At 62.9% G+C, this 25,262-nt stretch carries 28 protein-coding genes and 1 pseudogene; 18 read left to right on the top strand and 11 right to left on the bottom strand.

From position 1 onward, the window contains the following. The first annotated feature begins 286 nt into the window (after positions 1 to 286). Positions 287 to 547, top strand: coding sequence for a DUF2790 domain-containing protein (locus tag LOY37_RS07490; RefSeq protein WP_045200148.1), 261 nt, complete (start codon positions 287 to 289; stop codon positions 545 to 547). Positions 548 to 672: 125 nt separating this feature from the next. On the opposite strand, the gene LOY37_RS07485 is transcribed toward LOY37_RS07490, so the two are convergent. Next, positions 673 to 2,229 carry a sigma-54-dependent transcriptional regulator gene (locus tag LOY37_RS07485; RefSeq protein ID WP_093385747.1) on the bottom strand — a complete coding sequence of 519 codons (1,557 nt, stop codon included), beginning with the start codon at positions 2,227 to 2,229 and terminating at the stop codon, positions 673 to 675. 280 nt (positions 2,230 to 2,509) lie between these two features. On the opposite strand from LOY37_RS07485, the gene phhA reads away from it, so the two are divergent. The 5 genes from phhA (at position 2,510) to LOY37_RS07460 (ending at position 6,524) form a co-directional block, all read left to right on the top strand. Beyond that, positions 2,510 to 3,298 (top strand): phenylalanine 4-monooxygenase, encoded by a 789-nt coding sequence (phhA, locus tag LOY37_RS07480; protein WP_045200144.1) that lies wholly within the window; start codon positions 2,510 to 2,512, stop codon positions 3,296 to 3,298. A 42-nt stretch (positions 3,299 to 3,340) separates the two neighbouring features. Then, on the top strand, positions 3,341 to 3,697 hold the full coding sequence (locus tag LOY37_RS07475) for a 4a-hydroxytetrahydrobiopterin dehydratase (protein ID WP_036994257.1): 357 nt from the start codon (positions 3,341 to 3,343) through the stop codon (positions 3,695 to 3,697). Beyond that, entirely contained in the window at positions 3,697 to 4,890 is a 1,194-nt protein-coding gene (locus LOY37_RS07470; RefSeq protein WP_258716575.1) for an amino acid aminotransferase, read from the top strand. The genes LOY37_RS07475 and LOY37_RS07470 overlap by 1 nt, the downstream gene beginning before the upstream one ends. A 205-nt stretch (positions 4,891 to 5,095) precedes the next feature. After that, positions 5,096 to 5,224, top strand: a complete 129-nt coding sequence (locus tag LOY37_RS07465; RefSeq protein ID WP_256326754.1) for a hypothetical protein — start codon at positions 5,096 to 5,098, stop codon at positions 5,222 to 5,224. Between the two features lie 100 nt (positions 5,225 to 5,324). Continuing rightward, complete coding sequence (locus tag LOY37_RS07460) at positions 5,325 to 6,524, top strand: MFS transporter (protein ID WP_258716574.1); 1,200 nt, start codon at positions 5,325 to 5,327, stop codon at positions 6,522 to 6,524. Here LOY37_RS07460 and arfB read toward each other — a convergent pair. The 3 genes from arfB to LOY37_RS07445 all read right to left on the bottom strand — a co-directional run bounded on the left by arfB (position 6,518) and on the right by LOY37_RS07445 (position 7,631). Further along, positions 6,518 to 6,931: an alternative ribosome rescue aminoacyl-tRNA hydrolase ArfB gene (gene arfB, locus LOY37_RS07455; protein WP_258716573.1), complete on the bottom strand. Its 414-nt coding sequence runs from the start codon at positions 6,929 to 6,931 to the stop codon at positions 6,518 to 6,520. The genes LOY37_RS07460 and arfB overlap by 7 nt on opposite strands. Before the next feature lie 23 nt (positions 6,932 to 6,954). After that, positions 6,955 to 7,161 carry a hypothetical protein gene (locus LOY37_RS07450; RefSeq protein ID WP_093385766.1) on the bottom strand — a complete coding sequence of 69 codons (207 nt, stop codon included), beginning with the start codon at positions 7,159 to 7,161 and terminating at the stop codon, positions 6,955 to 6,957. Between the two features lie 104 nt (positions 7,162 to 7,265). Continuing rightward, complete coding sequence (locus tag LOY37_RS07445) at positions 7,266 to 7,631, bottom strand: helix-turn-helix domain-containing protein (RefSeq protein WP_258610072.1); 366 nt, start codon at positions 7,629 to 7,631, stop codon at positions 7,266 to 7,268. 313 nt (positions 7,632 to 7,944) lie between these two features. On the opposite strand from LOY37_RS07445, the gene LOY37_RS07440 reads away from it, so the two are divergent. From LOY37_RS07440 to LOY37_RS07415, 6 genes are all read left to right on the top strand, one after another. After that, the gene (locus tag LOY37_RS07440; protein ID WP_258716572.1) at positions 7,945 to 8,598 is read left to right on the top strand and encodes a DUF1120 domain-containing protein; all 654 of its coding nucleotides are present in this window, start codon (positions 7,945 to 7,947) and stop codon (positions 8,596 to 8,598) included. 155 nt (positions 8,599 to 8,753) lie between these two features. Then, positions 8,754 to 9,389 (top strand): DUF1120 domain-containing protein, encoded by a 636-nt coding sequence (locus tag LOY37_RS07435; RefSeq protein WP_258716571.1) that lies wholly within the window; start codon positions 8,754 to 8,756, stop codon positions 9,387 to 9,389. A gap of 138 nt (positions 9,390 to 9,527) precedes the next feature. Next, positions 9,528 to 10,244 (top strand): fimbria/pilus chaperone family protein, encoded by a 717-nt coding sequence (locus LOY37_RS07430; RefSeq protein ID WP_258716570.1) that lies wholly within the window; start codon positions 9,528 to 9,530, stop codon positions 10,242 to 10,244. Beyond that, complete coding sequence (locus tag LOY37_RS07425) at positions 10,241 to 12,598, top strand: fimbria/pilus outer membrane usher protein (RefSeq protein ID WP_258716569.1); 2,358 nt, start codon at positions 10,241 to 10,243, stop codon at positions 12,596 to 12,598. Before LOY37_RS07430 ends, LOY37_RS07425 begins: the two co-directional genes overlap by 4 nt. Next, positions 12,511 to 12,702 carry a hypothetical protein gene (locus LOY37_RS07420; RefSeq protein ID WP_258716568.1) on the top strand — a complete coding sequence of 64 codons (192 nt, stop codon included), beginning with the start codon at positions 12,511 to 12,513 and terminating at the stop codon, positions 12,700 to 12,702. The genes LOY37_RS07425 and LOY37_RS07420 overlap by 88 nt, the downstream gene beginning before the upstream one ends. An 87-nt stretch (positions 12,703 to 12,789) precedes the next feature. Further along, positions 12,790 to 13,917 carry a DUF1120 domain-containing protein gene (locus LOY37_RS07415; RefSeq protein WP_258716567.1) on the top strand — a complete coding sequence of 376 codons (1,128 nt, stop codon included), beginning with the start codon at positions 12,790 to 12,792 and terminating at the stop codon, positions 13,915 to 13,917. 45 nt (positions 13,918 to 13,962) lie between these two features. On the opposite strand, the gene LOY37_RS07410 is transcribed toward LOY37_RS07415, so the two are convergent. The 6 genes and pseudogenes from LOY37_RS07410 to LOY37_RS07385 all read right to left on the bottom strand — a co-directional run bounded on the left by LOY37_RS07410 (position 13,963) and on the right by LOY37_RS07385 (position 20,422). Then, entirely contained in the window at positions 13,963 to 15,384 is a 1,422-nt protein-coding gene (locus LOY37_RS07410; protein WP_045200547.1) for an amino acid permease, read from the bottom strand. A 628-nt stretch (positions 15,385 to 16,012) separates the two neighbouring features. Next, a complete protein-coding gene (gene rluB, locus LOY37_RS07405) occupies positions 16,013 to 17,143 on the bottom strand; it encodes a 23S rRNA pseudouridine(2605) synthase RluB (RefSeq protein WP_045200126.1) in 1,131 nt (376 codons plus the stop codon). A gap of 171 nt (positions 17,144 to 17,314) precedes the next feature. Beyond that, positions 17,315 to 18,073: pseudogene (scpB, locus tag LOY37_RS07400) on the bottom strand (SMC-Scp complex subunit ScpB); the annotation flags it as partial. A gap of 15 nt (positions 18,074 to 18,088) precedes the next feature. Beyond that, the gene (locus LOY37_RS07395) at positions 18,089 to 18,787 is read right to left on the bottom strand and encodes a ScpA family protein (RefSeq protein ID WP_177329175.1); all 699 of its coding nucleotides are present in this window, start codon (positions 18,785 to 18,787) and stop codon (positions 18,089 to 18,091) included. A gap of 128 nt (positions 18,788 to 18,915) precedes the next feature. Next, a complete protein-coding gene (locus LOY37_RS07390) occupies positions 18,916 to 19,545 on the bottom strand; it encodes an L-threonylcarbamoyladenylate synthase (protein WP_045200120.1) in 630 nt (209 codons plus the stop codon). A 13-nt stretch (positions 19,546 to 19,558) separates the two neighbouring features. Further along, complete coding sequence (locus LOY37_RS07385) at positions 19,559 to 20,422, bottom strand: PHP domain-containing protein (RefSeq protein WP_045200118.1); 864 nt, start codon at positions 20,420 to 20,422, stop codon at positions 19,559 to 19,561. 66 nt (positions 20,423 to 20,488) lie between these two features. On the opposite strand from LOY37_RS07385, the gene LOY37_RS07380 reads away from it, so the two are divergent. From LOY37_RS07380 to LOY37_RS07355, 6 genes are all read left to right on the top strand, one after another. Then, positions 20,489 to 21,097 carry a septation protein A gene (locus tag LOY37_RS07380; RefSeq protein WP_258716565.1) on the top strand — a complete coding sequence of 203 codons (609 nt, stop codon included), beginning with the start codon at positions 20,489 to 20,491 and terminating at the stop codon, positions 21,095 to 21,097. A 1-nt stretch (position 21,098) separates the two neighbouring features. After that, positions 21,099 to 21,398 carry a YciI family protein gene (locus tag LOY37_RS07375; RefSeq protein ID WP_258716564.1) on the top strand — a complete coding sequence of 100 codons (300 nt, stop codon included), beginning with the start codon at positions 21,099 to 21,101 and terminating at the stop codon, positions 21,396 to 21,398. A gap of 121 nt (positions 21,399 to 21,519) precedes the next feature. Continuing rightward, positions 21,520 to 21,924 carry a translation initiation factor 2 gene (locus tag LOY37_RS07370; protein ID WP_045200111.1) on the top strand — a complete coding sequence of 135 codons (405 nt, stop codon included), beginning with the start codon at positions 21,520 to 21,522 and terminating at the stop codon, positions 21,922 to 21,924. 7 nt (positions 21,925 to 21,931) lie between these two features. Further along, positions 21,932 to 22,609: a response regulator transcription factor gene (locus LOY37_RS07365; protein ID WP_045200109.1), complete on the top strand. Its 678-nt coding sequence runs from the start codon at positions 21,932 to 21,934 to the stop codon at positions 22,607 to 22,609. 119 nt (positions 22,610 to 22,728) lie between these two features. Further along, a complete protein-coding gene (locus tag LOY37_RS07360; protein ID WP_045200107.1) occupies positions 22,729 to 23,145 on the top strand; it encodes a Spy/CpxP family protein refolding chaperone in 417 nt (138 codons plus the stop codon). Positions 23,146 to 23,208: 63 nt separating this feature from the next. Continuing rightward, positions 23,209 to 24,543 carry a HAMP domain-containing sensor histidine kinase gene (locus tag LOY37_RS07355; RefSeq protein ID WP_258716563.1) on the top strand — a complete coding sequence of 445 codons (1,335 nt, stop codon included), beginning with the start codon at positions 23,209 to 23,211 and terminating at the stop codon, positions 24,541 to 24,543. A gap of 86 nt (positions 24,544 to 24,629) precedes the next feature. Here LOY37_RS07355 and LOY37_RS07350 read toward each other — a convergent pair whose 3' ends face one another. Next, entirely contained in the window at positions 24,630 to 25,184 is a 555-nt protein-coding gene (locus LOY37_RS07350) for a nitroreductase family protein (RefSeq protein WP_213602085.1), read from the bottom strand. Between the last annotated feature and the right edge of the window lie 78 nt (positions 25,185 to 25,262).

The raw sequence follows: 25,262 nt of genomic DNA, 5'->3' as shown, positions 1-25,262 counted from the left end.
GAAGGCTCAAGGTCGGGTCTGCACGGCGAAAAAATAAAATTACCCGGCAGTCTGCCAGGCGATTGTTACAGTTTCTGCCAACAGTGTTTATCAAAACCGTGGCTGTTTAAGCGCAGGCCGCACTCCTAGAATTCACCTCGCCAGCAACGGCACCACGATTAACTTTCTTGTAGCCCCCCACGAAGGGAAGTTAATCGGCAAATAATCGTGATAGTTGATCCTGCTGTACACGCGGCGCCACAAGCGCTGCGTGCCCCCTTACGACCTTAGACAGGTAAAAATGAAGATGAAAGCTTTACTGGTATTGGCACTGGGTAGTCTTTGCAGCGTGGCCATGGCCGACGAAGTTGCAAATGGCGGCGCCGAGCAGATTCCGGTTGAACAGTACAGTTACTCGCAACATCTGGACATCGCCAAGGTCATTTCCATGAGCGAAGTGCCGAATGTCTGCGAAGTGGTCCCGGCGCGCATGACCTACGAAGATTCCCAAGGCAAGCGCCACATTCTCGAGTACCGGGTGATGGGTAACGGGTGCTCGAACGGTTGATCCAACGGGTTGACCGCCTGCAGCGCCTCGGTTGGCATTCAACGAGGCGCGCTGCACTATTTGGACAGTACACCTGCAACTAATAACCTGCCTGCATTACCCATACTTTATTAACGCCAGATTAATCAATCCGTTTTGCCGACTGCATGTTCACGCAACTTGTTGGCAATAGTGGTGTGGGAAACTCCCAAGCGTTTACCCAGCGCCCGGCTGCTGGGAAATTCGCTCATCAAGCGCTCCAGTACTGCCTTCTCGAAACGCCCGACTATTTGCCCCAGGTCGCCCTCAAGGGAAAACTCGCCCAAGGGTTGCCGGCCGCCGTAGTCCGGCAGGCGAATATGTTCAGTCTTGACCACCCCGCCGTCACATAGCGACACGGCCTGAAACAGCACGTTCTCCAGTTGCCGCACGTTGCCCGGCCAGTGGTACTGGCTCAAACGCTCCATGGCCGCTGGCGCAAGCTTGGGCAGCGGGCAACCGATCTGCCGGCTGGCCTGGTCAAGAAAGTGCTCGACCAGCGGCGGCAAGCCATCCAGGCATTCGCGCAGCGGCGGAATATGCAGCGACAGCACGTTGAGGCGGTGGTAAAGGTCCTGGCGGAATTCGCCACGGGCGCACAACTCGGACAGATCGACCTGGGTGGCACAGATGACCCGCACATCCAGGTACACCTCTTCATCACTGCCTACCCGACGAAAGCAGCCGTCCTGCAGAAAACGCAGCAGTTTTACCTGCAGGCGAGGACTCATCTCACCGACGCCATCGAGGAACAGCGTGCCGCCTGCCGTCAGTTCCAGTAGCCCCAGCTTGCCCTCGGCCCGCGCGCCTTCAAACGCCCCCGGGCCGTAACCGAACAGTTCGGTCTCGGCCATGGACTCGGGCAAGCCGGCGCAGTTGAGCGCCATCAACGGCGCCTGGCCACGGGGGCTGGCCAGGTGACAGGCACGGGCCAGCAACTCCTTGCCGGTACCGGTCTCGCCTTCGATCAGCAGTGGTGCATCCAGCGGCGCCATGCGCCGCGCTTCGCGCACCACCGCAGCCATCACCCGCGAACTCTGGAAGATGCTGTCGAAGCCACGCAGCTCCTGCTTGCGCACGTTATAGATGCGCTCGCCTATGCGGTCGGCGCGGTGCAGGGTCAACACCGCACCGGCCAGGGCTTCGCTGTCGTCGTGCTCGGACTGCAGCGGCGCAATATCAGCGAGGAACACATCGCCCTTGACCTTGACCCGCAGGCCGTTGATACGCGACTTGTTGGCACGCACCAGCTCCGGCAGGTCGAAATCCTCGGCATAGCGCGACAGCGGAATGCCCGGCACCTCGTCGACACGCACCCCGAGCAGCTGCGCCGCAGCGCGGTTGGCAGCGACGATGGAGCCGCCCATGTCGATCGACAGCACCGGAAAATCCAGGGCGCCGAGCAAGGCATTGAGCTCCATGTGCCGACGCTCGCTGGGCATCAGGCCGACGCGCTTGACCCCGAACACCCCGGCGATCGATTCGAATTTCGGCCGCAGGGCCTGGAACTGCAGGTTGATCAGGTTCGGGCAGTGCAGATAGATGGCATTGCCATGCTCGCCACCGACCTCACCGCGGGCGACGTTGATGCCGTACTCCACCAGCAGGTTGAGAATGTCGCGCAGGATGCCGATGCGGTTCTGGCAATGCACTTTAATACGCATGAAATGTCCTACAAGAAGGTCTGGTAAGCGCCACGGCAAGCAAGTTTTTGCAGCGACCGAAGAATAGTCGTAAAGATTATGTGACAGATAACCGCAGTTTCAAGGATTAAAGCACCCGTTTTTTCGGGATTCCGGCTATTTCGTAAAGTTATCGTTACAAAATCCGAGGCAGTTCGAGCGCGAAGCTGCCGTCAGGACGCTGCAAACCGGACCAATGCGGGTTATCACTAGGGCAATGGCTTGAACACATAACAAGAATGGCCCTCAGCAGGAGAGCAGCATGAAACAGACGCAATACGTGGCTCGCGAGCCCGATGCGCAGGGTTTTATCGACTACCCGCAGCAGGAACACGCGGTGTGGAACACCCTGATTACCCGTCAATTGAAGGTGATCGAAGGCCGCGCGTGCCAGGAATACCTGGACGGCATCGAACAGCTGGGCCTGCCTCACGACCGTATCCCGCAGCTGGGTGAGATCAACAAGGTGCTGGGCGCCACCACCGGCTGGCAAGTTGCCCGGGTACCTGCCCTGATCCCCTTCCAGACTTTTTTCGAACTGCTGGCCAGCAAGCGCTTTCCGGTAGCCACCTTCATTCGTACCGAAGAAGAACTCGACTACCTGCAAGAGCCGGACATTTTCCACGAGATCTTCGGCCACTGTCCGCTGCTAACCAACCCCTGGTTCGCCGAATTCACCCACACCTATGGCAAGCTCGGCCTGCAGGCCACCAAGGAAGAGCGCGTGTACCTCGCCCGCCTCTACTGGATGACCATCGAGTTTGGCCTGGTCGACACCCCGCAAGGCCGCAAGATCTACGGCGGCGGCATTCTTTCGTCGCCGAAAGAGACCGTCTACAGCCTGTCCGGCGAGCCCGAGCACCAGGCGTTCGACCCGCTGGAAGCCATGCGCACGCCGTACCGCATTGATATCCTGCAGCCGCTGTACTTCGCCTTGCCCAACCTCAAGCGCCTGTTCGACCTGGCCCACGAAGACATCATGGGCATGGTCCACACCGCAATGAAGATGGGCCTGCACGCACCGAAATTTCCACCCAAGGTCGCCGCCTGAGCGACCTTGCAAACCAATAACAAACCACTTGCGGAAAACCTTATGAACGCCTTGAACCAAGCCCACTGCGAAGCCTGCCGTGCCGATGCTCCACAGGTCAGCGACGAAGAACTGCCGGTACTGATCAAGCAGATCCCGGATTGGAACATCGAAGTCCGTGACGGCATCATGCAGTTGGAAAAAGTTTTCCTGTTCAAGAATTTCAAGCACGCCCTGGCCTTCACCAACGCGGTTGGTGAAATCTCTGAAGCCGAAGGCCATCACCCAGGCCTGCTGACCGAATGGGGCAAAGTCACCGTGACCTGGTGGAGCCACTCGATCAAGGGCCTGCACCGTAACGACTTCATCATGGCCGCGCGCACCGACGAGGTCGCCAGCACCGCCGAAGGCCGCAAGTAATGCACTTCGGCGCCATCGGGCGCGTACCCGGCGATCCGATCCTCGGGCTGATGGAGGCGTATGCCAAGGACAGCAACCCGAACAAGTTCGACCTCGGTGTCGGCGTGTTCAAGGATGCCCAGGGCCTGACGCCGATTCCGGCCGCGGTCAAACAGGCTGAACAGCGCCTGCTTGAGCAACAGGCCAGCAAGAGCTACGTCGGCGGCCATGGCGATGCGGCCTTTGGCCGGCTGATCGGCGAACTGGTACTGGGCAGTGACTCGTCGCTGCTCAGCCAGCAGCGTGCCGGCGCCACCCAGACCCCGGGCGGCACCGGTGCCCTGCGCCTGGCGGCGGAGTTCATCGAACACTGTCTGCCGGGCCGCGGCATCTGGCTGAGCGATCCGACCTGGCCCATCCACGAAACCATCTTCGCCGGCGCCGGCCTCAAGGTCAGCCACTATCCCTATGTCGGCACCGACAACCGTCTGAACGTCGCCGGGATGCTGGCCGCCCTGGACGTTGCGCCCAAGGGCGACGTAGTGTTGCTGCACGCCTGCTGCCACAACCCGACCGGATTCGACCTGAGCCAGGACGACTGGCGCGCCGTGCTCGAGGTGGTGCGCCGCCGTGAGTTGCTGCCGTTGATCGACTTCGCCTACCAGGGCTTTGGCGATGGCCTGGAAGAAGACGCCTGGGCGGTACGGCTGTTCGCCGCCGAACTGCCTGAGCTGCTGATTACCAGTTCCTGCTCGAAGAACTTCGGCCTCTATCGCGACCGCACCGGCGCTCTGCTGGTGTGCAGCCACGATGCCGACAAGCTGCTGGATGTGCGTAGTCAACTGGCATTGCTGGCGCGCAACCTGTGGTCGACACCACCGGATCATGGCGCGGCGGTAGTGGCGCAGATTCTTGGCGACGCCGACCTCAAGCGCCTATGGGTCGAAGAAGTCGAGGCCATGCGCCAGCGCATTGCCGAGCTGCGGGTCGGTCTGGTCGAGGCCCTGGCGCCCCACGGCCTGAGCGAACGTTTCGCGCACATCGCCGAGCAACGCGGGATGTTCTCCTACACCGGCTTGTCACCGGAGCAGGTCAAGCAACTGCGTGAGCGCCACAACGTGTACATGGTTGGCACTGGCCGGGCGAACATCGCCGGCGCCGATGCGGCACGCCTTGAAGCACTGGCTGCGGCCATCGCTGACGTCTGTCGTTAAAAGCATCGCGGGGCAAGTCGGATCGCCGCACCGCCGCTCCCACAGACAGTTATGGGAGCGGCGGTGCGGCGATCCGACTTGCCCCGCGATGGCCATTAAGCAGGAAAATTCATACTGTCATTCAGACTCCTGTATCCTGCACAGGCTTTCACAAGCCCATGCGCGCCTTGCGCAGCCTTTCCACACACTTGCGAGGAACGACGAGATGCATGAAATCCCGAATCTTCCCTTCCCAAGCCTGAACCCAGAAGAGCAGACTCCTGCCACTCACAGCGCCGAACCAGCCCAGGCTGAATACGACGGCGACGAAACTTCCAGCGCCGACCAGGAATAACTCGCGCAACGATCAGACTGTGTGAAAACGGCTGATGCAGGGACCACCCCGTCAACACGTTTTCACACCGTCAAGAATTCCCCTCTACGAAAGCCCGCCCATGCCCGACTCACCGCGCCCCCTTGCGGTCACCCTGCAAGTCGTCTCCATCGTCCTGTTTACCTTTATCGGCTACCTGAACATCGGCATTCCCCTGGCCGTCTTGCCTGGCTATGTGCACAACGACCTGGGCTTCGGTGCCGTAGTCGCGGGCCTGGTGATCAGCGTGCAGTACCTGGCCACTCTGCTCAGCCGCCCCTACGCCAGCCGCCTCATCGATAACCTGGGCAGCAAGCGCGCGGTGCTCTATGGCCTGGCCGGTTGCGGCTTGAGCGGCGTGTTCATGCTGCTTTCGGCGTGGCTGCAACATGCGCCCTGGCTGAGCCTGGCCAGCCTGCTGGTCGGGCGCCTGGTGCTGGGCAGCGCCGAAAGCCTTGTCGGCTCGGGCTCCATTGGCTGGGGCATTGGCCGGGTCGGCGCGCAACACACCGCCAAGGTAATCTCCTGGAACGGCATCGCCAGTTACGGCGCGCTGGCCATCGGCGCGCCGCTGGGCGTGGAACTGGTGCAACGCTTCGGCCTGTGGAGCATGGGCGCCAGCATTTTACTGCTGTGCGTACTGGGTTTGGCGCTGGCCTGGCCGAAAACCGCCGCCCCGATAGTGGCGGGTGAACGCCTGCCGTTCCTGCACGTGCTCGGGCGGATATTCGGCCATGGTTCAGGGCTGGCCCTGGGCTCGATCGGCTTTGGCACCATCGCCACCTTCGTCACCCTGTACTATGCCAGCCACAACTGGGACAACGCGGCCCTGTGCCTGAGCCTGTTCGGCGCCTGCTTCATTGGCGCGCGACTGCTGTTTGGCAATTTGATCAATCGCATGGGCGGGTACCGGGTGGCGATCGCCTGCCTGTCGGTAGAAACCCTCGGCCTGCTGTTGCTCTGGCAGGCACCGAGCGCCGAGCTGGCCCTGGCCGGTGCGGCGTTGAGCGGCTTTGGTTTCTCGCTGGTGTTTCCGGCCCTGGGGGTCGAAGCGGTGAACCTGGTGTCCGCCTCCAACCGCGGGGCGGCCGTGGGCGCCTATTCGCTGTTCATCGACCTGTCGCTGGGCATCACCGGCCCGTTGGCCGGGGCGATTGCCGCCGGGTTCGGCTTCGCTTCGATCTTTGTCTTTGCCGCCGGTGCGTCGTTCTGCGGCCTGCTATTGAGCCTGTACCTGTACCGCCAGGCCCGCCTGCAACCGCCGCGGCATTTGCCTCAGTAATCGATCTTGCCGCGCCCGGCCTTGATGGCGCCGCGCTTGCTCTTGGTGTCCAGGCGCCGGGTTTTCGAGCCCAGGGTCGGCCGGGTCGGGCGCCGCGCCTTTTCCACTTTGGTCGCCGAGAGAATCAGTTCGCGCAGGCGCTCCAGGGCATCGGCGCGGTTCTGCTCCTGGGTCCGATACTGCTGGGCCTTGATGATAATCACCCCGTCACGGGTAATGCGGCTGTCGCTCAGTGCCAGCAGGCGCTCCTTGTAGAACGGCGGCAATGACGAAGCCTGAGTGTCGAAACGCAGGTGCACGGCGCTGGAGACCTTGTTGACGTTCTGCCCGCCGGCGCCCTGGGCGCGGATGGCAGTCAACTCGATCTCGTCGTCCGGGATCTGCACCGCGTTGGATAACTGCAACATCACACATCCTTTGATCAAAACATTCAGGCCGACTCAGGTATTCGGCAGCGCCCCCGCTCGGCCTCTTGCGCCCCCAGGCACAGCACCTGGGCTACACGCTGTACGCAGCCCTGGTCCACCGGGGACAACTGGCGAAACAAAATCAGCAGCTCGTTTTCGACTTCACTCAAGCGTTGCACAGGCGAAGCGTTACTTTCCGTGTTGAATGCGCAGGTTTTATGCTCCGACATGATCACCCTTCCCTAGCGAGACTGAATGCATCGACGTTACGAGCAATTCCCTGCGGACCCACCAGGACCGTTCCGAGCGTTTCGTAGGAAAATTGGGATAATAGCTATGCGCCACTACCCTTCGCGTCGTGCATGGCCCCGACAATTCTATGCACAACTTCTTGGTCAGCGATAGCCAATGATCGGTACTGAGCCAGCAATCGCTGTTCCGGTTCATTCAACGAAGCGCCGTCATCGATCGTGCGCACGCCGGTGATCACGTAGCGCACATCGACACCAACCCCGGCGACCGCCGCAAGATACGCCGCGTCCGGGTTGCGCTCGCCTTTTTCATAGCTGCCCTGGGTATTGCGGTTGACCCCGCCAAGCTGGGCGAAATCATCCTGGCGAAGGCCCAGGCGGTTACGCTCCTGACGCAATCGTTCACCGCTTTCTGCCGATTTCGGTGCAGTTGTTGCACAATTTTTCAATCAAAACCCCTTTACACGAACATTTTTTTGGGCATAATCGGCATCCGAACAACACAGACAGCCTTGTCGAGCACTATGCCCCCGCTGTTTACTCCTGGGCAAGGCCAAGCAAAGCACATAAAACCAAACATTCGCACGTTCTATCGTCTAGCCAAAACGTGTGAAAAATCGTCACGGATGACACAGCATCAGGGCTCGCCCTGGTAACTGGTACAGCAGGCATGCCCAGCGCGCCTGACGAGCCATCCGCTGCCGGCCCCACCCTAAGACCAACTACGGCGCGGAGGTTCATTCATTTTCAAAGGACCGAATAATGAACACCAAGCCTTTGTGCACCCTGACCGCACTGCTGACCTTTGTCAGTGCTGGCGCCCATGCCAGCAGCACTGACGTCAACATCAGCGGCACCATCACTCCCGCCGCTTGCACGCCGTCGCTCTCTAGTAATGGTCAAGTCGACTTCGGCAACATCAGCATGCCCGATCTCACTCCGCAGCCCGGCATCCCCGACCACTCGGTCCTGGCGCCGCGCAGCCTGACCTTCAGCGTCATCTGTGACCGTGCCACCCGCATTGCCCTGGTAGCCACCGGCAACCGTCGCGACAGCAGCTCGATCCCCCTGCCCAAGGCGTTTGGCCTGGGCACTACCAGCGGCGGTGAGGCCATCGGCTTCTACAGCGCGACCTGGCCCGACAACGGCGCGACCCTCGACAACCTGCCGGCCGACACCCTGTACTCCGAAGACAGTGGCAGCACCTGGGTAAAAGTCCCGGGCAGCGGCTTCGAGCACCTGGGCGACAAGCCCGAGTCACGCCTGGGCTTTGCCCTGCGCGGGCAGACCAGCCCCAGCGCAGCCGAGGTCCTCAACCTGCGCCTGGATGTCGCCGGCTGGCTGCGCAATGACATGACCCACGTCGATGAGGCACTGCTCGATGGGCACATGACCATCGAGTTGCAGTACCTCTAGCGGGTAACAGAACGCCCACGCGTAACAAGCAATTACTAGAACCCGCCGAACGCCCGACGCCTTTCCCTGGCAAGTCCGACAGGGAATGGACGACTGCGCTCGCGAAACGGGTCATATCGCAACACCCAACACCAACACTTAAAAGGAAAACCGCTGTGAAAAAGTCCGTACTGTCCCTTGCTGTGCTGATCACCCTGGCCACTGCCAACGCCATGGCCGCCACGACCGACCTGACTGTAACCGGCACCATCACCCCCGCCGCCTGCACACCAACCTTGAGCAACGGTGGCCTGGTTGAATATGGCTCGCTGGCCCTGACCGAGCTTGAAGAAACCTCGATTGGTTACAGCCTGCCAGCCAAATCCCTGAACTTCTCCATCGAATGCAGCGCACCGGCAACCTTTGCCCTGATTGCCAACGACAATCGGCGCGATAGTAGCGGAACCAATCCGTGGCTCTTCGGACTGGGCAAACATCAGGATCAGGCGATCGGCTATTACGGGATGCGCTGGACGTACGAAAGCATTGTTGTTGACGGCCAACAAGGCATGACCCTGGCCTCCAACGATGGCGGTAACTCCTGGGATGCCGTCTTCGACGGCGTGCTTCAGGACGCTGGGCGAGCGCCTGATTTTCTAACCGGTTTTTCCACCACTTCGAATCTGGGCCCCATTCCAGCTACCAGCGTCAACCTCACCATGGATGTTGTAGGCAATATCTACAAAGACCTGACCCTGAACGGCGCCATGGAGCTCGACGGCAGCGCGACCATCGAAGTCGTCTACCTCTGACCGCTGCCCCCAAGGGGCGCGAACAGGGACCCCTCGCACCCCGGCCATGACCCACGGCCGGCGCACTCCCCCACCATGAGGCTGCCGGATGCAGCTTGAGGGGAGCTGCGCCCGACGCCGCACAAGAACCTTACAACCATGACTATTGCGTGCAAATCCTTTGCCGGCGGCCTGCTGCCTGCAATTCTCATCTGCACCCTACCCCTGATGCAGGCACACGCCGACGGTATGGTGCCCAGAACCTCGGTGGTGATCGTTGAGGAAGCCCGCGCCAACGGCAGCGACTTCGTGGTCACCAATACTGACCCGCATGCCGCCCTGCTGGCGGTATTTATCGAAAACCCGAGCGAAGACACCGACAACCTGCTGGTGGTCCAGCCCACGGTGGCGCGGGTCGAAGCCGGCAAAGAACAACAGGTGATCTTCCACTACGTCGGCAATGAACCGCTGCAGACCCAACGCCTGCGTCGGGTGATCTTCGAAGGTATCCGCGAAACCGCACCGGGCGATCCCGGGGCCATGCGGGTCAACTTCGGCGTGCGCCAGAACCTGCCGGTGATCCTCCATCCCAAGGGCCTTGCGCGTAACAGCGAACCGTGGAAAGGCCTGACCTGGCGCATCGACGGCAAGCAACTGCGGGTGGAGAACAACACCCCCTACGTGGTGCGCCTGGCCCAGGAGCTGAAACTGTTGCCCGGCCAGCACGCCCTGGACCTTGGCCGCACCTACCTGCTGGCCAATGAAAGCATCACCCTCGACTTGCCTGATGCCGCCGCCGCGGCCAACACCGTGCGCTTTCAGCCGGCCACGGTCTATGGCTTTGCGGTCGATCCATACGAGGCGCGCATCCTGTGAAAGCCATCGTCAATGCCATTGGCAAACCGCGGCCACGCGAGCAACTGATATTGGGCCTGTGCCTGACCCTGCTGGGACTTGAGACCTTCAAGCCGGCACGAGCCGCCAATGAAGCCACCGCGCCCGGGCACAGCGTGTTCGACCAGGAGGTCCTGCGCCAGCGCGGTATCGACCCCAAGCTTGCCGCCCTGTTTGGCCGGCAAACCCGCTTCCCGCCAGGGCGTCAGCAGATCAGCTTGAGCGTCAACGGCCGCGACAAGGGCACTACCCAGGCGCGCTTCGGCGAGGATGGCAGCCTGTGCGTCGATAATCCCTTGCTGGCCTTCGCCGGGCTGCGCCAACCCGCCGAGTGGTCCACCACCCTGGATGCCCAGGAGCAGCCTGCCGATCCCGACTGCCTGGCCCTGGGCACGGCCTTCCCCCAGGCTCAGGTCGAACTGCAGCCCGGTCAGCACCAGGTGCGACTGTTCGTACCGGACCAGGCGCTGCTGGACGAGCGAAAATTGTCCGACGACTACAGCCAGGGCGGCATTGCCGGGCTGTTGAACTACGACATCTTCAGCTCGTTCAACCGCTACGACGGCCAGTCCAGCCGTTATGCCGCAGCCAATACCGAGCTGGGCCTGAACCTGGACAACTGGATCCTGCGCAGCCGCCAGGTGCACAGCCGCTTCGATGGCAAGATGCGCAGCGAAATGCTCGACACCTATGTGCAACGCAGCTTCGCCCAGCACCGCAGCCTGTTCCAGGCCGGCGAGATCAGCCTGGTCAACCCGGTGCTCAACGGCGCGCAGATCATTGGCGCGCAACTCACGCCGGAGTATGGCCTGCTGTCGCAGCTGGACAACGCCAGCGTGCAGGGCATCGCCAACAGCCAGGCGCGGGTCGAGGTGCATCAGAACGGCGCCTTGCTGTACAGCACTGTGGTACAGCCCGGGCCCTTCACCCTCACCAACATCCCGCGCATCACTTCGCGTTCCGACCTGGAAGTGACGGTGATCGAAACCAATGGCGAGCAACGGCGCTTTCGCGTACCGGCCAGCCTCGCCGCCAGCGCCCGCCCGCAAAGCGGCTACAGCATCGGCGCCGGCGTGGTGCGCAGCCATGGCCATGGCAGCGACGACCCGGCGGTGGTGAGCCTGGGCCAAAGCGGCGCGCTGGGCAATACCTCGGTCATCAGCAGCGGCCTGATCCTCACCCAGGGCTATCGCAGCCTTGGCGCCAGCCTCGGCACCGCGCTCACGCCGCAGCTCAGCACCGAGGTGTTTGCCATCGGCACGCAAGCCAGTCGCCTCGACCAGCAGGGCGCGCAACTGGGCGGCCAGCTCAACTGGCAAATGCACGAGCAATGGAGCAGCCTGGTGGCCGCCAACCACCGCAGCCGCGGCTACCGCGAACTGCTCGACAGCACCTACCGCAACAATGATCAGTTCGCCTCCAGCTACCGCGACCAGTTCAGCACCAGCCTGCGCTGGGCCAGCCGCGCCCTGGGCAGCCTCAACCTGGGGTACACGCAAAGCACCTACTACGAGCACGACAGCACGCAACGGCTGTTTTTGTCCTGGGGCAACAGCTACGGCGGCGTCACATTCTCGGCGACGGTGGAAAAAGCCCTGGGCAGCAGCGACGGCTACAACGACGACGCCGTGTATTTCAGCGCCAGCATCCCCCTGGATGGTCGTCGGCGTCTGCGCAGCAGCGTGCGCCATAACGACAGCAGTACCACCAGCACCGTGGCTTACAACGAGCAGGTCAGTGACAGCCTTGGCTATCGCCTGGGCGCAGAACATCGTTCCGGCGATTCCAGCACCCTGGCCAGCGCCGGTCTTTCGGCGTTACCGCGCTACACCCAGCTGGACCTGAACTACAGCGGCGACGGCGACAACAGCAACTACAACCTCGGCCTGCGCGGGGGCATAGCCGTGCATGGCGCCGGGATCACCCCCTCGCCCTACCCGATCCGCGATACCTTCGCGATCCTCTCGGTCACCGACACCCCCGGAGTCAAGGCCAGCACCCCGAGCGGCCCGGTGTGGACCGATCATGCCGGCAACGCGGTGGTGGCCTCGCTCACCGCCTATGGCAAAAGCCCGGTCGAGGTCGACACCCAGAGCCTGCCGACCCACATCAACGTCGACCAGGGGGCCGGCGTGCTGCGCGCCACTCGCGGCGCGGTGCCGCGCCTGAGTTTCCGCGCCTGGAGTGTCCGTCGGCTGCTGCTGACCCTGCTGACAGCAGCGGCCAGCCATTGCCCAGCGGCGCGTCGGTGTTCGACGACCGTGGGCGCTTCATCAACCTGGTGCAACCGGGCGGGCTGGTGTTCATCGACAACAGCGCCGCCATCGGCCACCTGATCATCAGCGACCACCAGGCCCGCGAATGCCGCGTCACCCTCGACCCGGATACCGGCGCCAGCAGCGACAGCTACTACACCCAGGCCCAACGCACCTGCAGTTGACCCCCCTTCGCGACGACATGACGCCAGACGGCAGCTACACCTTGTGTCGTCCTTCCATACACCTCTTTGGTGAGGATGCGTCAAATCATGAACACCCGGTACAAACCCCAGCTTGCAATGCTCCTGCTCTTCGGCCTGCCGCTGACAGCCTTCGCCAATGAATGCCGATTACAGATCACGCCGACGCCGCTGGACTATGGCACCCTCGACCGCAGCCGCCTGCAGCCCGGCAGCCCAGGCCTGGCACTGCCGGAGAAGACCGCGCAATTGACCCTGAGCTGCAGCGAAAGCACCGACCTGAGTGTGTTCTATACAGCCAATGCCCTGGACGGCGAGCGCTTCGAACTCGCCGCTGGCGGGCACTACCGAATACGTGCCGCCGATGCCGTGGTCGACGGCGAACGCGTTGACCTGGCCCGGATCGAACAAACCGGCGCCGTGCCGGGCCCGGCCAGCGCCTCGCTGGGCTGGCAGCCGCGTAGCGGCATGGTCCCGGTCCGGGCCGGCAAAGCCGTGCAAGGCCGCAGCCTGAATCTGACCCTGGTGTTCGAAGCCGAGCTGTCTGCCAAGGCTTTCGAAGTGCGCGAGTCGACCTCATTGCGCAGCAGCGGGCAGTTCGCTGCCCCGGCCTCCGGCAGCACTGCCGAACTGGCTCTGCAATGGCAGATCCAGCCAGCGGCCTGCACGCCATTGCTGTCCCAGGGCGGGGTGGTGGACTACGGCAAGATCAGCCTGCAGAGCCTTAACAGCGACAAGCGCACGCGCCTGCCCACGCGCCAGCTGAACCTGTCGATCCAGTGCGACAGCCCGGCGCGCTATGCCCTGCTGATGCAGGACAACCGCGATGGCACGGCGGTGGTCGATTCGCTGAATTTCTACGGTTTGGGCCGCGATGCCAGCGAGAACAAAATCGGCCTGTACGAGGTGCAGATCGACCCGTTGCACATCAGCGCCGACCAGTTGCCGGCGGTGTACCTCACCCAGTCGACCCGCGGCACCGGCTGGAACACCGCAGGCAGCACCAGCAAAGCGCTGACCACCACCACCCTGCTCGGCTTCAATGATGTCGAGAACAACAGCAACGGCCCGATCGCCATCCGCCACCTGAGCACGCCAATCAACATCATGCCGGTGATCGCCGCCACCAGCGAACTGGACAACCGCCAGGACATCCACCTCGACGGCTCGGCGACGATCGAGATCATTTACCTGTAAACGAAAACGCCCCGGATAACCGGGGCGTTTTTTCAACCGTGTGAATCAGCGCTTGAGCGAGGCCGGGGTAGCCGCTGCCGCCGCTTTGCTGCGGTTGGTTTTCAGGCTGTAGCAGACCACCATCACCAGCAGCCAGACCGGAATCGCGTAGACCGAGATCTGGATGCCCGGGATCTGCAGCATGATGCCCAGGATCAGCACCACGAAGGCCAGGCAGATGTAGTTGCCATAGGGGTACCACAGCGCCTTGAACAGCGGGGTCTGGCCGGTCTTGTTCAGGTGCTGGCGGAACTTCAGGTGCGAGTAGCTGATCATCGCCCAGTTGATCACCAGGGCGGCCACTACCAGCGACATCAGCAGCTCCAGCGCGTGCTGCGGGATGAAATAGTTGAGCAGCACCGCGACCAGGGTCACCGCTGCCGAAGCCAGGATCGAACGCACCGGCACACCGCGCTTGTCGATCTTCGCCAGGCCCGCCGGGGCATCGCCCTGTTCGGCCATGCCGTAGAGCATACGGGCGTTGCAGTAGGTACCGCTGTTGTACACCGACAGCGCCGCGGTCAGCACCACGAAGTTGAGGATGTGCGCAGCAACATCACTGCCCAGCAGCGAGAACACTTGCACGAACGGGCTGGCGCCGTAGGTTCCACCGGCAGCATCGAGGCTGGTGACCAGGCTGTCCCATGGGGTCAGCGACAGCAGCACGACCAGGGCACCGATGTAGAAAATCAGGATGCGGTAGATCACCTGATTGATCGCTTTAGGGATCACAGTCTTCGGCTTGTCGGCTTCAGCGGCGGTGAAACCGAGCATTTCCAGGCCGCCGAAGGAGAACATGATGATCGCCAGGGCCATGACCAGGCCGCTGACGCCATTGGGGAAGAAGCCGCCGTGTTCCCACAGGTTGCTCACCGAAGCTTGCGGGCCGCCGCTACCGCTGGCCAGCATCCAGCTGCCCAGGGCGATCATGCCGACAATGGCCAGGACCTTGATGATCGCGAACCAGAACTCGGCCTCGCCGAACACCTTGACGTTGGCCAGGTTGATCGCGTTGATGAGGATGAAGAAAGCAGCCGCCGAGGCCCAGGTCGGGATCTCCGGCCACCAGTAGTGCACGTACTTGCCGACGGCGGTGAGCTCCGACATGCCCACCAGGATGTACAGCACCCAGCAGTTCCAGCCCGACAGGAAGCCGGCAAAACCGCCCCAGTATTTGTGCGCGAAGTGACTGAAGGAGCCGGCCACCGGCTCTTCGACGATCATCTCGCCGAGCTGGCGCATGATCATGAAGGCAATGAAGCCACAGATCGCATAGCCGAGGATCATCGACGGGCCCGCCGACTTCATCACCCCGGCCGAACCCAGGAACAGCCCGGTACCGATTGCACCGCCCAGGGCGATCAACTGGATATGGCGATTTTTCAGGCCGCGTTTCAGCTCGCCTGAATGCGTGTTTTGTCCACTCATGAACGAAGTCACCTGCTTGTTTTTATCTGTGACGGAATCGGACCCACCGCGCTCGTGGCGCAGCGGAATTAACAAGGTGATTACCTTGAGGATCTTGGCCAACTGCTGCCCGTCCAGGGCATAAGCCGTGGGCGAATCAGCCGGGTGTCAGCAAGAGTGCGCGGTACGCATTGGGGTCACAGTTAAAACGCGGCGCATTGTATACCCCTACAGACGCGCAGGGGTCAACACGTTGCGTGGCTGTCTGACGACAAAACGCACCGGTCCTGGGGAAGGGTTCTAGCCTGGGGAGGTAATCGGCGTACATGGCGCCTCCATTTGTTCTTATTGAATGCCCGGCTCTCCGGCCCGGCTTTGCACACGGCAATGGAGCCTATCTCACCGCTCCCGGGGCCTGCGAACAAGCTGTTGACGGGCAGGTAAAGCGCCCTGGCCCGGGGCTTTCGGCAAGTTCTGTTTACACCCATAGAAATCTCCAGCCAGGGCCCGTGTACCGGCTGACATTTGTAACGATTTATTTACATGATGGTGTAAAAACTTTCCACGGCTTACGGAAGTGTCTGTAAGACAAGGAAATTTGCGCAAAAAAAAAGCCAACCCGAAGGTTGGCTTGTTTAACCGGCCCGACTTACGGGCGCGGTTTGTTGCGGGTGCTGCCCGGACGCTTGGGCGCCGGCTTGCCGCGTTTGTTCATGTCGCTTGGGCGCTCGGCCACGGTGCTGCTGCCACGGCCGCTGTCCTTACGCGGCGCTTCACCACGCGGCTGACGGGCTGGACGCTCGTCGCCACGGGGCTGGCGAACCGGACGCTCGGCTTCACCACGAGGCTGGCGCGCAGGGCGCTCGCCGGTTGCAGCGCCATCCTGGGCCGGACGCAGGGTGCGCACGCGCTCGCCACGGCCCAGCGGACGGGTGGACTTGCGCTGCAGGCGCTCGAGCTTGTCCTTGCTCTTGTGGTTCAGGGCCGGCATGGCCACCGGGGTCAGGCCCACTTCGGCGGCAAGAATGTCGACTTCCTGCTGGCTCATTTCGCGCCAGCGGCCCATCGGCAGGTCGGAGTTGAGGAACACCGGGCCGAAACGCACGCGCTTCAGACGGCTGACCACCAGGCCCTGGGACTCCCACAGGCGGCGTACTTCTCGGTTGCGACCTTCCATCACCACGCAGTGGTACCAGTGGTTGAAGCCTTCACCGCCAGGGGCTTCCTGGATGTCGGTGAAACGCGCCGGGCCGTCTTCGAGCACGACACCGGCCTTGAGGCGGGCAATCATGTCTTCGTCGACTTCACCACGCACACGCACGGCATACTCACGGTCCATTTCGTAGGACGGGTGCATCAGGCGGTTGGCCAGCTCACCGTCGGTGGTGAACATCAGCAGGCCGGTGGTGTTGATGTCGAGGCGACCGATGTTGATCCAGCGGCCTTCTTTCGGCCGTGGCAGGCGGTCGAACACGGTCGGACGGCCTTCCGGGTCGTCACGGGTGCAGATCTCACCGTCGGGTTTGTTGTACATGATCACCCGGCGCACGGTTTCGGCAGCTTCTTCGCGCTTGATCACGCGGCCGTCGACCGAGATCGCATCGTGCAGGTCGACGCGCTGGCCAAGGGTGGCATTGACGCCATTGACCTTGATCCGGCCCTGGCTGATCCAGGCCTCGACGTCGCGGCGCGAGCCCACGCCGATACGGGCGAGAACTTTTTGCAGTTTCTCGCCTGATGGTGGCAATGGCTGGGTTTCTTGCAGGTCTTTTTCACTCATGCTGGGCACCTCCCGGTGTATTTACGAAAATCTGGTATGGCGAACAAGCGCCAAAAAGGGTCGCGAATCATACGCTGATCGCAGCGTGAACGCACCTGAGACTAGCGGAAATTGCAAAAGTTGCCGGGTCTATCCGCCCGAAGGCCAGGGTTACTGATGCGGCGTCTGCGGTTCGGTTGCCAACGGCTCGTCGTCCAGATCCACCTGGGTATCGTCGACCAGGTCATCGAAATCGGTCTTGAGCCCTTCTTCCATGGCGTCCAGTTCGGTCAACAGGCTGCGGAAGCTGGTTTCTTCCTGGGGCTCTTGCGGCTCGGCACTGGCATCGGCCAGCGCCTGCAGGTGCGCCGGTACCGGGGCATCGTCCAGTTCCAGTACCGGTTCGGGCTCAGGCTCCATCTCGCGCAACTCGGCCAGCGGCGGCAGGTCATCGAGGTTCTTCAGGTTGAAGTGGTCGAGAAAGGCCTTGGTGGTGGCGAACATCGCCGGTTTACCCGGCACTTCACGGTAGCCGACGATGCGGATCCACTCGCGCTCGAGCAGGGTCTTGATGATGTTGGTGTTGACCGCCACACCGCGCACGTCCTCGATCTCGCCGCGGGTGATGGGCTGGCGGTAGGCGATCAGCGCCATGGTCTCCAGCAGGGCCCGGGAGTAGCGCTGCGGGCGCTCTTCCCACAGCCGGCCGACCCAGGGTACGTAGTCTTCGCGGATCTGCAGGCGGTAACCCGAGGCCACCTCCTTGAGCTCGAAGGCGCGGCCATTGCAGGACTTGCGCAGCACCTCCAGGGCCTTCTTGAACACCGCAGGTTCCGGGCGCTCGGCTTCCTCGAACAATTCGTACAGGCGCTCAAGGGATTGCGGTTTGCCCGAGGCCAGCAAAAAGGCCTCGAGCAGGGGCGCCAGGTCGCGCGGTTCGTTCAGGTTCATGGGCTTGCTCAGTTGTTACTCGGCGCGGGCGCGGACATGGATCGGCGCAAAGGGCTCATTTTGCACCAGTTCGATCAAGGATTCCTTGACCAGTTCGAGAATCGCCATGAAGGTCACCACCACCCCGAGCTTGCCCTCCTCGGCGCTGAACAGCTCGACGAAGGGCACGAAGCCGCCGCCCTTGAGGCGCTCAAGCACTTCGCTCATGCGCTCGCGGGTCGACAACGCCTCACGGCTGACCTGGTGGCTTTCGAACAGATCACCACGGCGCAGCACTTCGGCCATCGACACCAGCAGCTCTTCCAGGCTGACCTCGGGCAACAGCTTGCGCACCTTGGCCTGCGGCGCGTCCAGGCGCGGCACGATGACCTCGCGGCCAACCCGGCTGAGGCCGTCGATGCCTTCGGCGGCGGCCTTGAAGCGCTCGTACTCCTGCAGGCGGCGGATCAGTTCGGCACGCGGGTCAGCCTCTTCTTCCTCGACCTCGGCCGAACGCGGCAGCAGCATCCGTGACTTGATCTCGGCAAGCATTGCCGCCATCACCAGGTACTCGGCGGCCAGCTCCAGGCGCACGGTCTTCATCAGTTCGACGTACCCCATGTACTGGCGGGTGATTTCCGCCACCGGGATGTCGAGGATGTCGACGTTCTGCTTGCGAATCAGGTACAGCAGTAAATCCAGAGGCCCTTCGAAGGCCTCCAGAAACACTTCCAGGGCATCCGGCGGAATGTACAGGTCCACCGGCATCTCGGTCATGGCTTCGCCATACACCAGCACCAGCGGCAGTTCCTGCTGGGCGCCTGCTTGCGGGTCGATACTGGCTTCGGGGGTGCTCGCCTGGCTCACGCTTCGACCATGAACGGCGCAGGATCGCCGCAACCGACGCGGATCACTTCCGGCTCATCGCCCGCCAGGTTGATCACGGTCGAGGCCTTGAGGTCACCAAAGCCGCCATCGACGATCAGGTCGACGTGGTGCTCCAGAGCCTGGCGAATCTCGTAGGGGTCGGTCATCGGCTGGTCTTCGCCGGGCATGATCAGGCTGACGCTCATCAGTGGCTCGCCGAGCTCTTCGAGCAGGGCCAGGGCAATCGGGTTGGACGGCACGCGCAGGCCGATGGTGCGGCGCTTTTCGTGCAGCAGCAGGCGCGGCACTTCGCGGGTGGCGTTGAGGATGAAGGTGTACGGCCCCGGTACATGGGCCTTGAGCAAGCGAAAGGTGGCGGTGTCGATCTTGGCGAACAGGCCCATTTGCGACAGGTCGCAGCAGATCAGGGTGAAGTTGTGGTTCTTGTCCAGCTGACGCAGGCGACGAACCCGTTCAACCGCGTTCTTGTCGCCGATCTGGCAACCCATGGCGTAGGAGGAGTCGGTGGGATAAACCACCACGCCGCCCTTGCGGATGATTTCGACGGCCTGTTTGATCAGGCGCGGTTGCGGGTTTTCCGCATGAATCTGGAAAAACTGACTCACGTTCTCTTCCTGTTCAGACTGCCGCGATAGGCTGCTCATGTTTGAATCGGCGCCACAGTGGTGGCAGGTCCTCTGGCAATGGCCGGTAGACACCGATCTCGCCCCAGGTGCCAGGGCCATGGAAATCACTGCCGGCACTGGCCAGCAGACCGAATTCACGGGCCAGGATCGACAGAGTGCCTACCTGTTCGGCCGGCATCATGCCGTTGACCACTTCCAGCGCCTGCCCGCCTGCTTGAATATAGTCGGCAATCAGCCGGCGGCGCTTGCTGCGGGTTAAATCGTAGTGCATCGGGTGGGCCAGGCTGACCCAGGCATCGGACTGGCGCAACGTCTCGACGGTCTCCTCCAGGGTTGGCCAGTGCAGCTTCACGTCGCCCAGCTTGCCGGCCCCCAGCCACTTGCGAAACGCCTCGGCGCGGTCTTTTACATAGCCTGCGCGCACCAGGTACTCGGCAAAATGCGGGCGCGCCGGGGCATTGCCGCTGTCGCCCAGTTCCTGCTGGATGGCCCGCGCGCCGTCGAGCGCGCCCTTCATGCCCTTGAGTGCCAACCGTCGGTCGATTTCTTCCGAACGCAACCAGCGACCACGGTGCAGCGACTCGACGGCGGCCTGCAACGGCGCGGCGTCGAGGGGGAAGTTGTAGCCCAGCACGTGAATGGTCGCCCCGCCCCAGGTGCACGACAGCTCGATGCCGCTGACCCAGTGCATGTCCAGGGCCTGGGTGGCGGCGCGGGCTTCGAGCTGGCCTTCGAGGGTGTCATGGTCGGTCAGCGAGAGCATCCGCACGCCGTGCTCATGGGCCCGGGCGACCAGAACCGTAGGCGACAAGGCGCCGTCGGAGGCCGTACTGTGGCAGTGCAGATCAACATTCATAGGTGGCGCTTTCGCTGTCATTGATGTTTGTTATTATGCCGTCACATCCTGCTTCTGGCTGCCACTGTGAAACAATTCATCGATTTCATCCCGCTGCTCCTGTTCTTCATCGTCTACAAGCTCGAACCGCGTGCCATCGAATTTGCCGGGCACACCTTCGAACTGGGCGGCATCTACAGCGCCACGGCGATGCTGATCATCAGCTCGCTGGTTGTCTACGGCGCCCTGTTCCTTCGCCAACGCAAGCTGGAGAAAGGCCAGTGGCTGACGCTGGTCGCCTGCCTGGTGTTCGGCGGCCTGACCCTGGCCTTCCACAGCGAAACCTTCCTCAAATGGAAGGCGCCGGTGGTCAACTGGCTGTTCGCCCTGGCCTTCACCGGCAGCCACTTCATCGGCGACCGGGTGCTGATCAAGCGCATCATGGGCCACGCCCTGACCCTGCCGGAGCCGGTATGGACGCGCCTGAACATCGCCTGGATCGGCTTTTTCCTGTTCTGTGGCGCGGCCAACCTGTTCGTTGCCTTCACCTTCCAGAGCTTCTGGGTCGACTTCAAGGTGTTCGGCAGCCTGGGCATGACCGTGCTGTTCCTGGTGGCCCAGGGTGTCTACCTGTCCCGCCACCTGCACGACAGCGACCCGAGCACTCCGCCTTCCACTCCCAAGCACGAGGAATGACATGCTTTACGCCATCATTGCCACAGACGTAGCCGACTCGCTGGAACAACGCCTGGCCGCGCGCCCGGCGCATATCGAACGCCTGCAGCAGCTCAAGGAGCAAGGCCGCGTGGTACTGGCCGGCCCGCACCCGGCCGTTGACAGCAACGACCCGGGCGCCGCCGGGTTCACCGGCAGCCTGATCGTCGCCGAATTCGAATCGCTCAGCGCCGCCCAGGCCTGGGCCGACGCCGACCCGTACATTGCCGCCGGCGTCTACGCCAACGTCATCGTCAAGCCGTTCAAGCAAGTCCTGCCGTAATGCCGCAGGGCGGTGGCCGAGCCGGCGCACCGCCCCTTGCAGCTTTCTCTTGGCAAATGCTCATTATTCTCGCCCGATGGCCGACAACCTCCTGAACCATCCAATGGAATCAGGAGTTCCGATGCGTCAAGGTCCGTTGTCCCTGCTGCTGTGCCTGTTGCTGCTGACCCCATTGGCCCAGGCTGAAGAGCCCAGCGGCTCCAGCACCCCGCTGTCGCTCAGTGCCGGCAGCCAGATCACCGAGCTGCAACAGCGCCTCAAAGAAAGCGAGCGCCTGCGCGAAACCCTGGTCCAGCAACTGCACAACGCCGACAGCGAACGTGAAAGCGCCCAGCTCACCCGTCTGCGCCAGGAAAACCAGAAACTGAAGCTGGCACTCAAGGAATTGCAGGCCAGCGCCGCGCCGAAACTCATCACCGAGCAGCAACAATGGTTCCTGATTGGTGGCGCAGTTGCCCTGTTTGCAGCACTCTGCGGTATCTTTGCCAGTGGCGGACACAGAAAGCGTCGGCAATGGTTGAATTGAGTGAGTCATGAGCGAGCTGTTACTGATTGATGATGACCAGGAACTCTGCGAGCTGCTCGGCAGCTGGCTGACCCAGGAAGGTTTCGTGGTACGTGCCTGCCACGATGGCCACAGCGCCCGCAAAGCGCTGGCCGAACAGGCGCCGGCCGCCGTCGTGCTGGACGTGATGCTGCCCGACGGCAGCGGTCTTGAGCTGCTCAAGCAGCTGCGCAGCGAACACGCCGAACTGCCGGTGCTGATGCTCTCGGCCCGTGGTGAGCCGCTGGACCGGATTCTCGGCCTGGAGCTGGGCGCCGATGACTACCTGGCCAAACCTTGCGACCCGCGTGAACTCACCGCCCGCCTGCGCGCCGTGCTGCGCCGCAGCCACCCCAACGCGACGCCGAGCCAGGTGGAAATCGGCGACCTGTGCTTCAGCCCGGCCCGCGGCGTGGTCAGCATCGACGAGCAAGAGCTGGCCCTGACCCTCTCCGAGAGCCGCATCCTCGAAGCCCTGCTGCGCCAGCCCGGCGAGCCGCTGGACAAGCAGGAACTGGCGCAGATCGCCCTGGGCCGCAAGCTGACCCTGTACGACCGCAGCCTGGACATGCACGTCAGCAACCTGCGCAAGAAGATCGGCCCGCACGCCGATGGCCGCCCGCGCATCGTCGCCCTGCGCAGCCGCGGCTACTACTACAGCCTGTAATGTCAGCACGGCGCGCAGGCATCTTTACCCAAGCTTTACCCTTGCCTGACCGCCGCTGACCTTGATCTCCCTAGACTGGGCACATCCGGTAACGACCGGCCTCAGAAAGGAGAGTCACCATGCGCAAGACCCTTATCGCCCTGATGTTCGCCGCTGCTCTGCCCACCGTTGCCATGGCCATGCCAGATGCCGGCGGCCCGCGCCACGGCGAGCACCACCGCGGTGGAGCGCCTTTCGCCCAGCTGGACCTGAGCCGCGAACAGCGCCAGCAGATCGGCAAGCTGATGGGCGAGCAGATGAAAAGCCGTCAGGAAATCACCCAGCGCTACCTGGAAAAACTCCCGGCCGCTGACCAGAAGGCCCTGAAAGACGAGCTCAAGGCCAAGAAGGACAAGACCCAGGCCGAGATTCGCGCCCTGCTCAAACCCGAACAGCAAAAGCAGTTCGACGAAATGAAGAAAAAGCAGGATGAACGCCGCGCCGAATGGGCCGAGTTCAAAGCCTGGAAAGCTGAAAAAGCCAACAAGGCCCAGTAAGCTGTCAGCCACCCGCCCGGCCTGCCCCAGCAGGCCGGGCTTTTTCCGTTAGAGGTGCCTCTTTTGCGTTCATTGTTCTGGCGCATCCTGGCCAGTTTCTGGCTGGCCATCGCCCTGGTTGCCGGGCTGTCGATCCTGCTCGGGCACATGCTGAACCAGGACGCCTGGATTCTCAGCCGCCACCCGGGCCTCAATACCCTGGCCAAGAACTGGACCCAGCGCTATGAACAGCAAGGGCCGGAATACGCCCAGCATTACCTCGAACACCGCAAGCGCCGCTACAACATCGATGTGCAAGTGCTCAACGACAGTGGCGACGCCGTCGTGCCCGGCACCTTCCCGCGCCGCGCCGCCGCCTTCGAGGCGCGCCGCCACAACGACGACCGGCGCCTGCCGTGGCGCCGCCTGACCGAGGAATACACCAGCCCCGACAGCGGCGAGACCTACCTGCTGATCTATCGCATCCCGCACCCGGAACTGGATGCCTGGCACCGCGACAGCCTGCTCTGGCCGTTGAGCGCCCTAGGCATCGCCCTGGTGGTGCTGACCCTGTTCAGCCTGCTGGTGACCCTGTCGATCACCCGCCCGCTGAGCCGCTTGCGCGGCGCCGTGCATGACCTGGGGCAAACCACTTACCAGCAGAACAGCCTGGCCCGCCTGGCCAACCGCCGCGACGAGTTCGGCGTACTGGCCAACGACTTCAACCGCATGGGTGCGCGGCTGCAGAGCCTGATCGGCAGCCAGCGCCAGCTATTGCGTGACGTTTCCCATGAACTGCGCTCGCCGCTGGCGCGCCTGCGTATCGCCCTGGCCCTGGCCGAACGCGCCGAACCCGAGCAGCGCCAGGCCCTGTGGCCGCGCCTGACCCGCGAATGCGACCGCCTCGAAGCGCTGATCAGTGAGATCCTGGTGCTGGCCCGGGTCGATGCCGAACAGGCACGGGCCGAACCGGTGGACCTTGATGCCCTGCTGGCCGCCGTGCACAAAGACGCGCAACTGGGCGCGCCGGAGCAGGAGATCCTGCTGCAGCATGAACCCGAGCTCAACCTGCAAGGCTGGCCGACGCTGCTGGAACGGGCGCTGGATAACCTGCTGCGCAACGCCGTGCGCTTCAACCCGGCCGGGCAGCCGATTGAAATCACCGGGGTGCGCGAAAGCGACAAGATTGTGCTGAGTGTGCGTGACCATGGCCCGGGAGTGGCCGCAGAGCACCTGGCGCAACTGGGCGAGCCGTTCTACCGGGCGCCCGGGCAGAGTGCCGCTGGCCATGGCCTGGGGCTGGCCATTGCGCGCAAGGCGGCGGAGCGCCATGGCGGCAGCTTGAGCCTGGGCAATCATCCCCAGGGCGGGTTTGTTGCCACGCTAGAGTTGCCACTGGCAAGGCCTGACTCAATATAGCTTCGCGGGGCAAGCCCGCTCCTACATTGTGGGAGCGGCGGTGCGACGCCTCGACTTGCCCCGCGATGCGGCCCTAACCCCCGCTGCTACTCCCAGGCACTGACAAAATCAGCCGTCGCCAGCACCGGCGCGGTGCGCGGTTCATTTTGTGGAGTACCCAGGTACAGGAAGGCGATGATCTCTTCGTTGTCCGCCAGCCCCAATCCCTTGGCCACATGCTTGCTGTACGAAAGCTCACCGGTACGCCATACCGCACCAATACCCTGGGCATGAGCCGCGAGCAAAATTCCGTGGGCCGCGCAACCGGCCGCCAGGCGCTGCTCGGACTGCGGCACCTTGAAGTGATCCTGCAGCCGCGCAACCACAACCACCAGCAACGGCGCCCGCAACGGCATGGCCCGGGCCTTGTCCAGCGCCGCCTGGCCGGTCTCGCCATTGAGTTTGACCGCTTCGGCGAGCAGTTCGCCAAGCTTGGCCCGCGCCTCGCCCTCGACCGTCAAGAAGCGCCAGGGCCGCAACTGGCCGTGGTCCGGTGCCCGCAGGGCGGCCTGAAACAGCGCCTCGCGTTGTGCGGTATTGGGTGCCGGATCCAGCAGACGTGGAACCGAAACCCGGTTGAGCAATGCGTCGAGAGCCTCCATTGGCTACCCCTTGTGGATAAATGTCGGGCTATTCTAGCGTTTACTTAAAAAGGTCCATAGGTAGAATGGCGCCCTTCC

The sequence above is a fragment of the Pseudomonas sp. B21-012 genome, assembly GCF_024749305.1.
GTDB lineage: Bacteria > Pseudomonadota > Gammaproteobacteria > Pseudomonadales > Pseudomonadaceae > Aquipseudomonas.
This window is presented reverse-complemented; position numbering and strand designations above follow the sequence as displayed.

Coding starts and splice junctions, on each gene's coding strand:
- LOY37_RS07385 (WP_045200118.1), bottom strand. CDS start 20,422: ATGAATGTTGATCTGCACTGCCACAGTACGGCCTCCGACGGCGCCTTG.
- LOY37_RS07410 (WP_045200547.1), bottom strand. CDS start 15,384: ATGAGTGGACAAAACACGCATTCAGGCGAGCTGAAACGCGGCCTGAAA.
- arfB (WP_258716573.1), bottom strand. CDS start 6,931: ATGTTGCAGTTATCCAACGCGGTGCAGATCCCGGACGACGAGATCGAG.
- LOY37_RS07465 (WP_256326754.1), top strand. CDS start 5,096: ATGCATGAAATCCCGAATCTTCCCTTCCCAAGCCTGAACCCAGAAGAG.
- LOY37_RS07360 (WP_045200107.1), top strand. CDS start 22,729: ATGCGCAAGACCCTTATCGCCCTGATGTTCGCCGCTGCTCTGCCCACC.
- LOY37_RS07350 (WP_213602085.1), bottom strand. CDS start 25,184: ATGGAGGCTCTCGACGCATTGCTCAACCGGGTTTCGGTTCCACGTCTG.
- LOY37_RS07370 (WP_045200111.1), top strand. CDS start 21,520: ATGCGTCAAGGTCCGTTGTCCCTGCTGCTGTGCCTGTTGCTGCTGACC.
- LOY37_RS07475 (WP_036994257.1), top strand. CDS start 3,341: ATGAACGCCTTGAACCAAGCCCACTGCGAAGCCTGCCGTGCCGATGCT.
- LOY37_RS07470 (WP_258716575.1), top strand. CDS start 3,697: ATGCACTTCGGCGCCATCGGGCGCGTACCCGGCGATCCGATCCTCGGG.
- LOY37_RS07490 (WP_045200148.1), top strand. CDS start 287: ATGAAAGCTTTACTGGTATTGGCACTGGGTAGTCTTTGCAGCGTGGCC.
- phhA (WP_045200144.1), top strand. CDS start 2,510: ATGAAACAGACGCAATACGTGGCTCGCGAGCCCGATGCGCAGGGTTTT.
- LOY37_RS07375 (WP_258716564.1), top strand. CDS start 21,099: ATGCTTTACGCCATCATTGCCACAGACGTAGCCGACTCGCTGGAACAA.
- LOY37_RS07450 (WP_093385766.1), bottom strand. CDS start 7,161: ATGTCGGAGCATAAAACCTGCGCATTCAACACGGAAAGTAACGCTTCG.
- LOY37_RS07415 (WP_258716567.1), top strand. CDS start 12,790: ATGAACACCCGGTACAAACCCCAGCTTGCAATGCTCCTGCTCTTCGGC.
- rluB (WP_045200126.1), bottom strand. CDS start 17,143: ATGAGTGAAAAAGACCTGCAAGAAACCCAGCCATTGCCACCATCAGGC.
- LOY37_RS07430 (WP_258716570.1), top strand. CDS start 9,528: ATGACTATTGCGTGCAAATCCTTTGCCGGCGGCCTGCTGCCTGCAATT.
- LOY37_RS07460 (WP_258716574.1), top strand. CDS start 5,325: ATGCCCGACTCACCGCGCCCCCTTGCGGTCACCCTGCAAGTCGTCTCC.
- LOY37_RS07485 (WP_093385747.1), bottom strand. CDS start 2,229: ATGCGTATTAAAGTGCATTGCCAGAACCGCATCGGCATCCTGCGCGAC.
- LOY37_RS07440 (WP_258716572.1), top strand. CDS start 7,945: ATGAACACCAAGCCTTTGTGCACCCTGACCGCACTGCTGACCTTTGTC.
- LOY37_RS07365 (WP_045200109.1), top strand. CDS start 21,932: ATGAGCGAGCTGTTACTGATTGATGATGACCAGGAACTCTGCGAGCTG.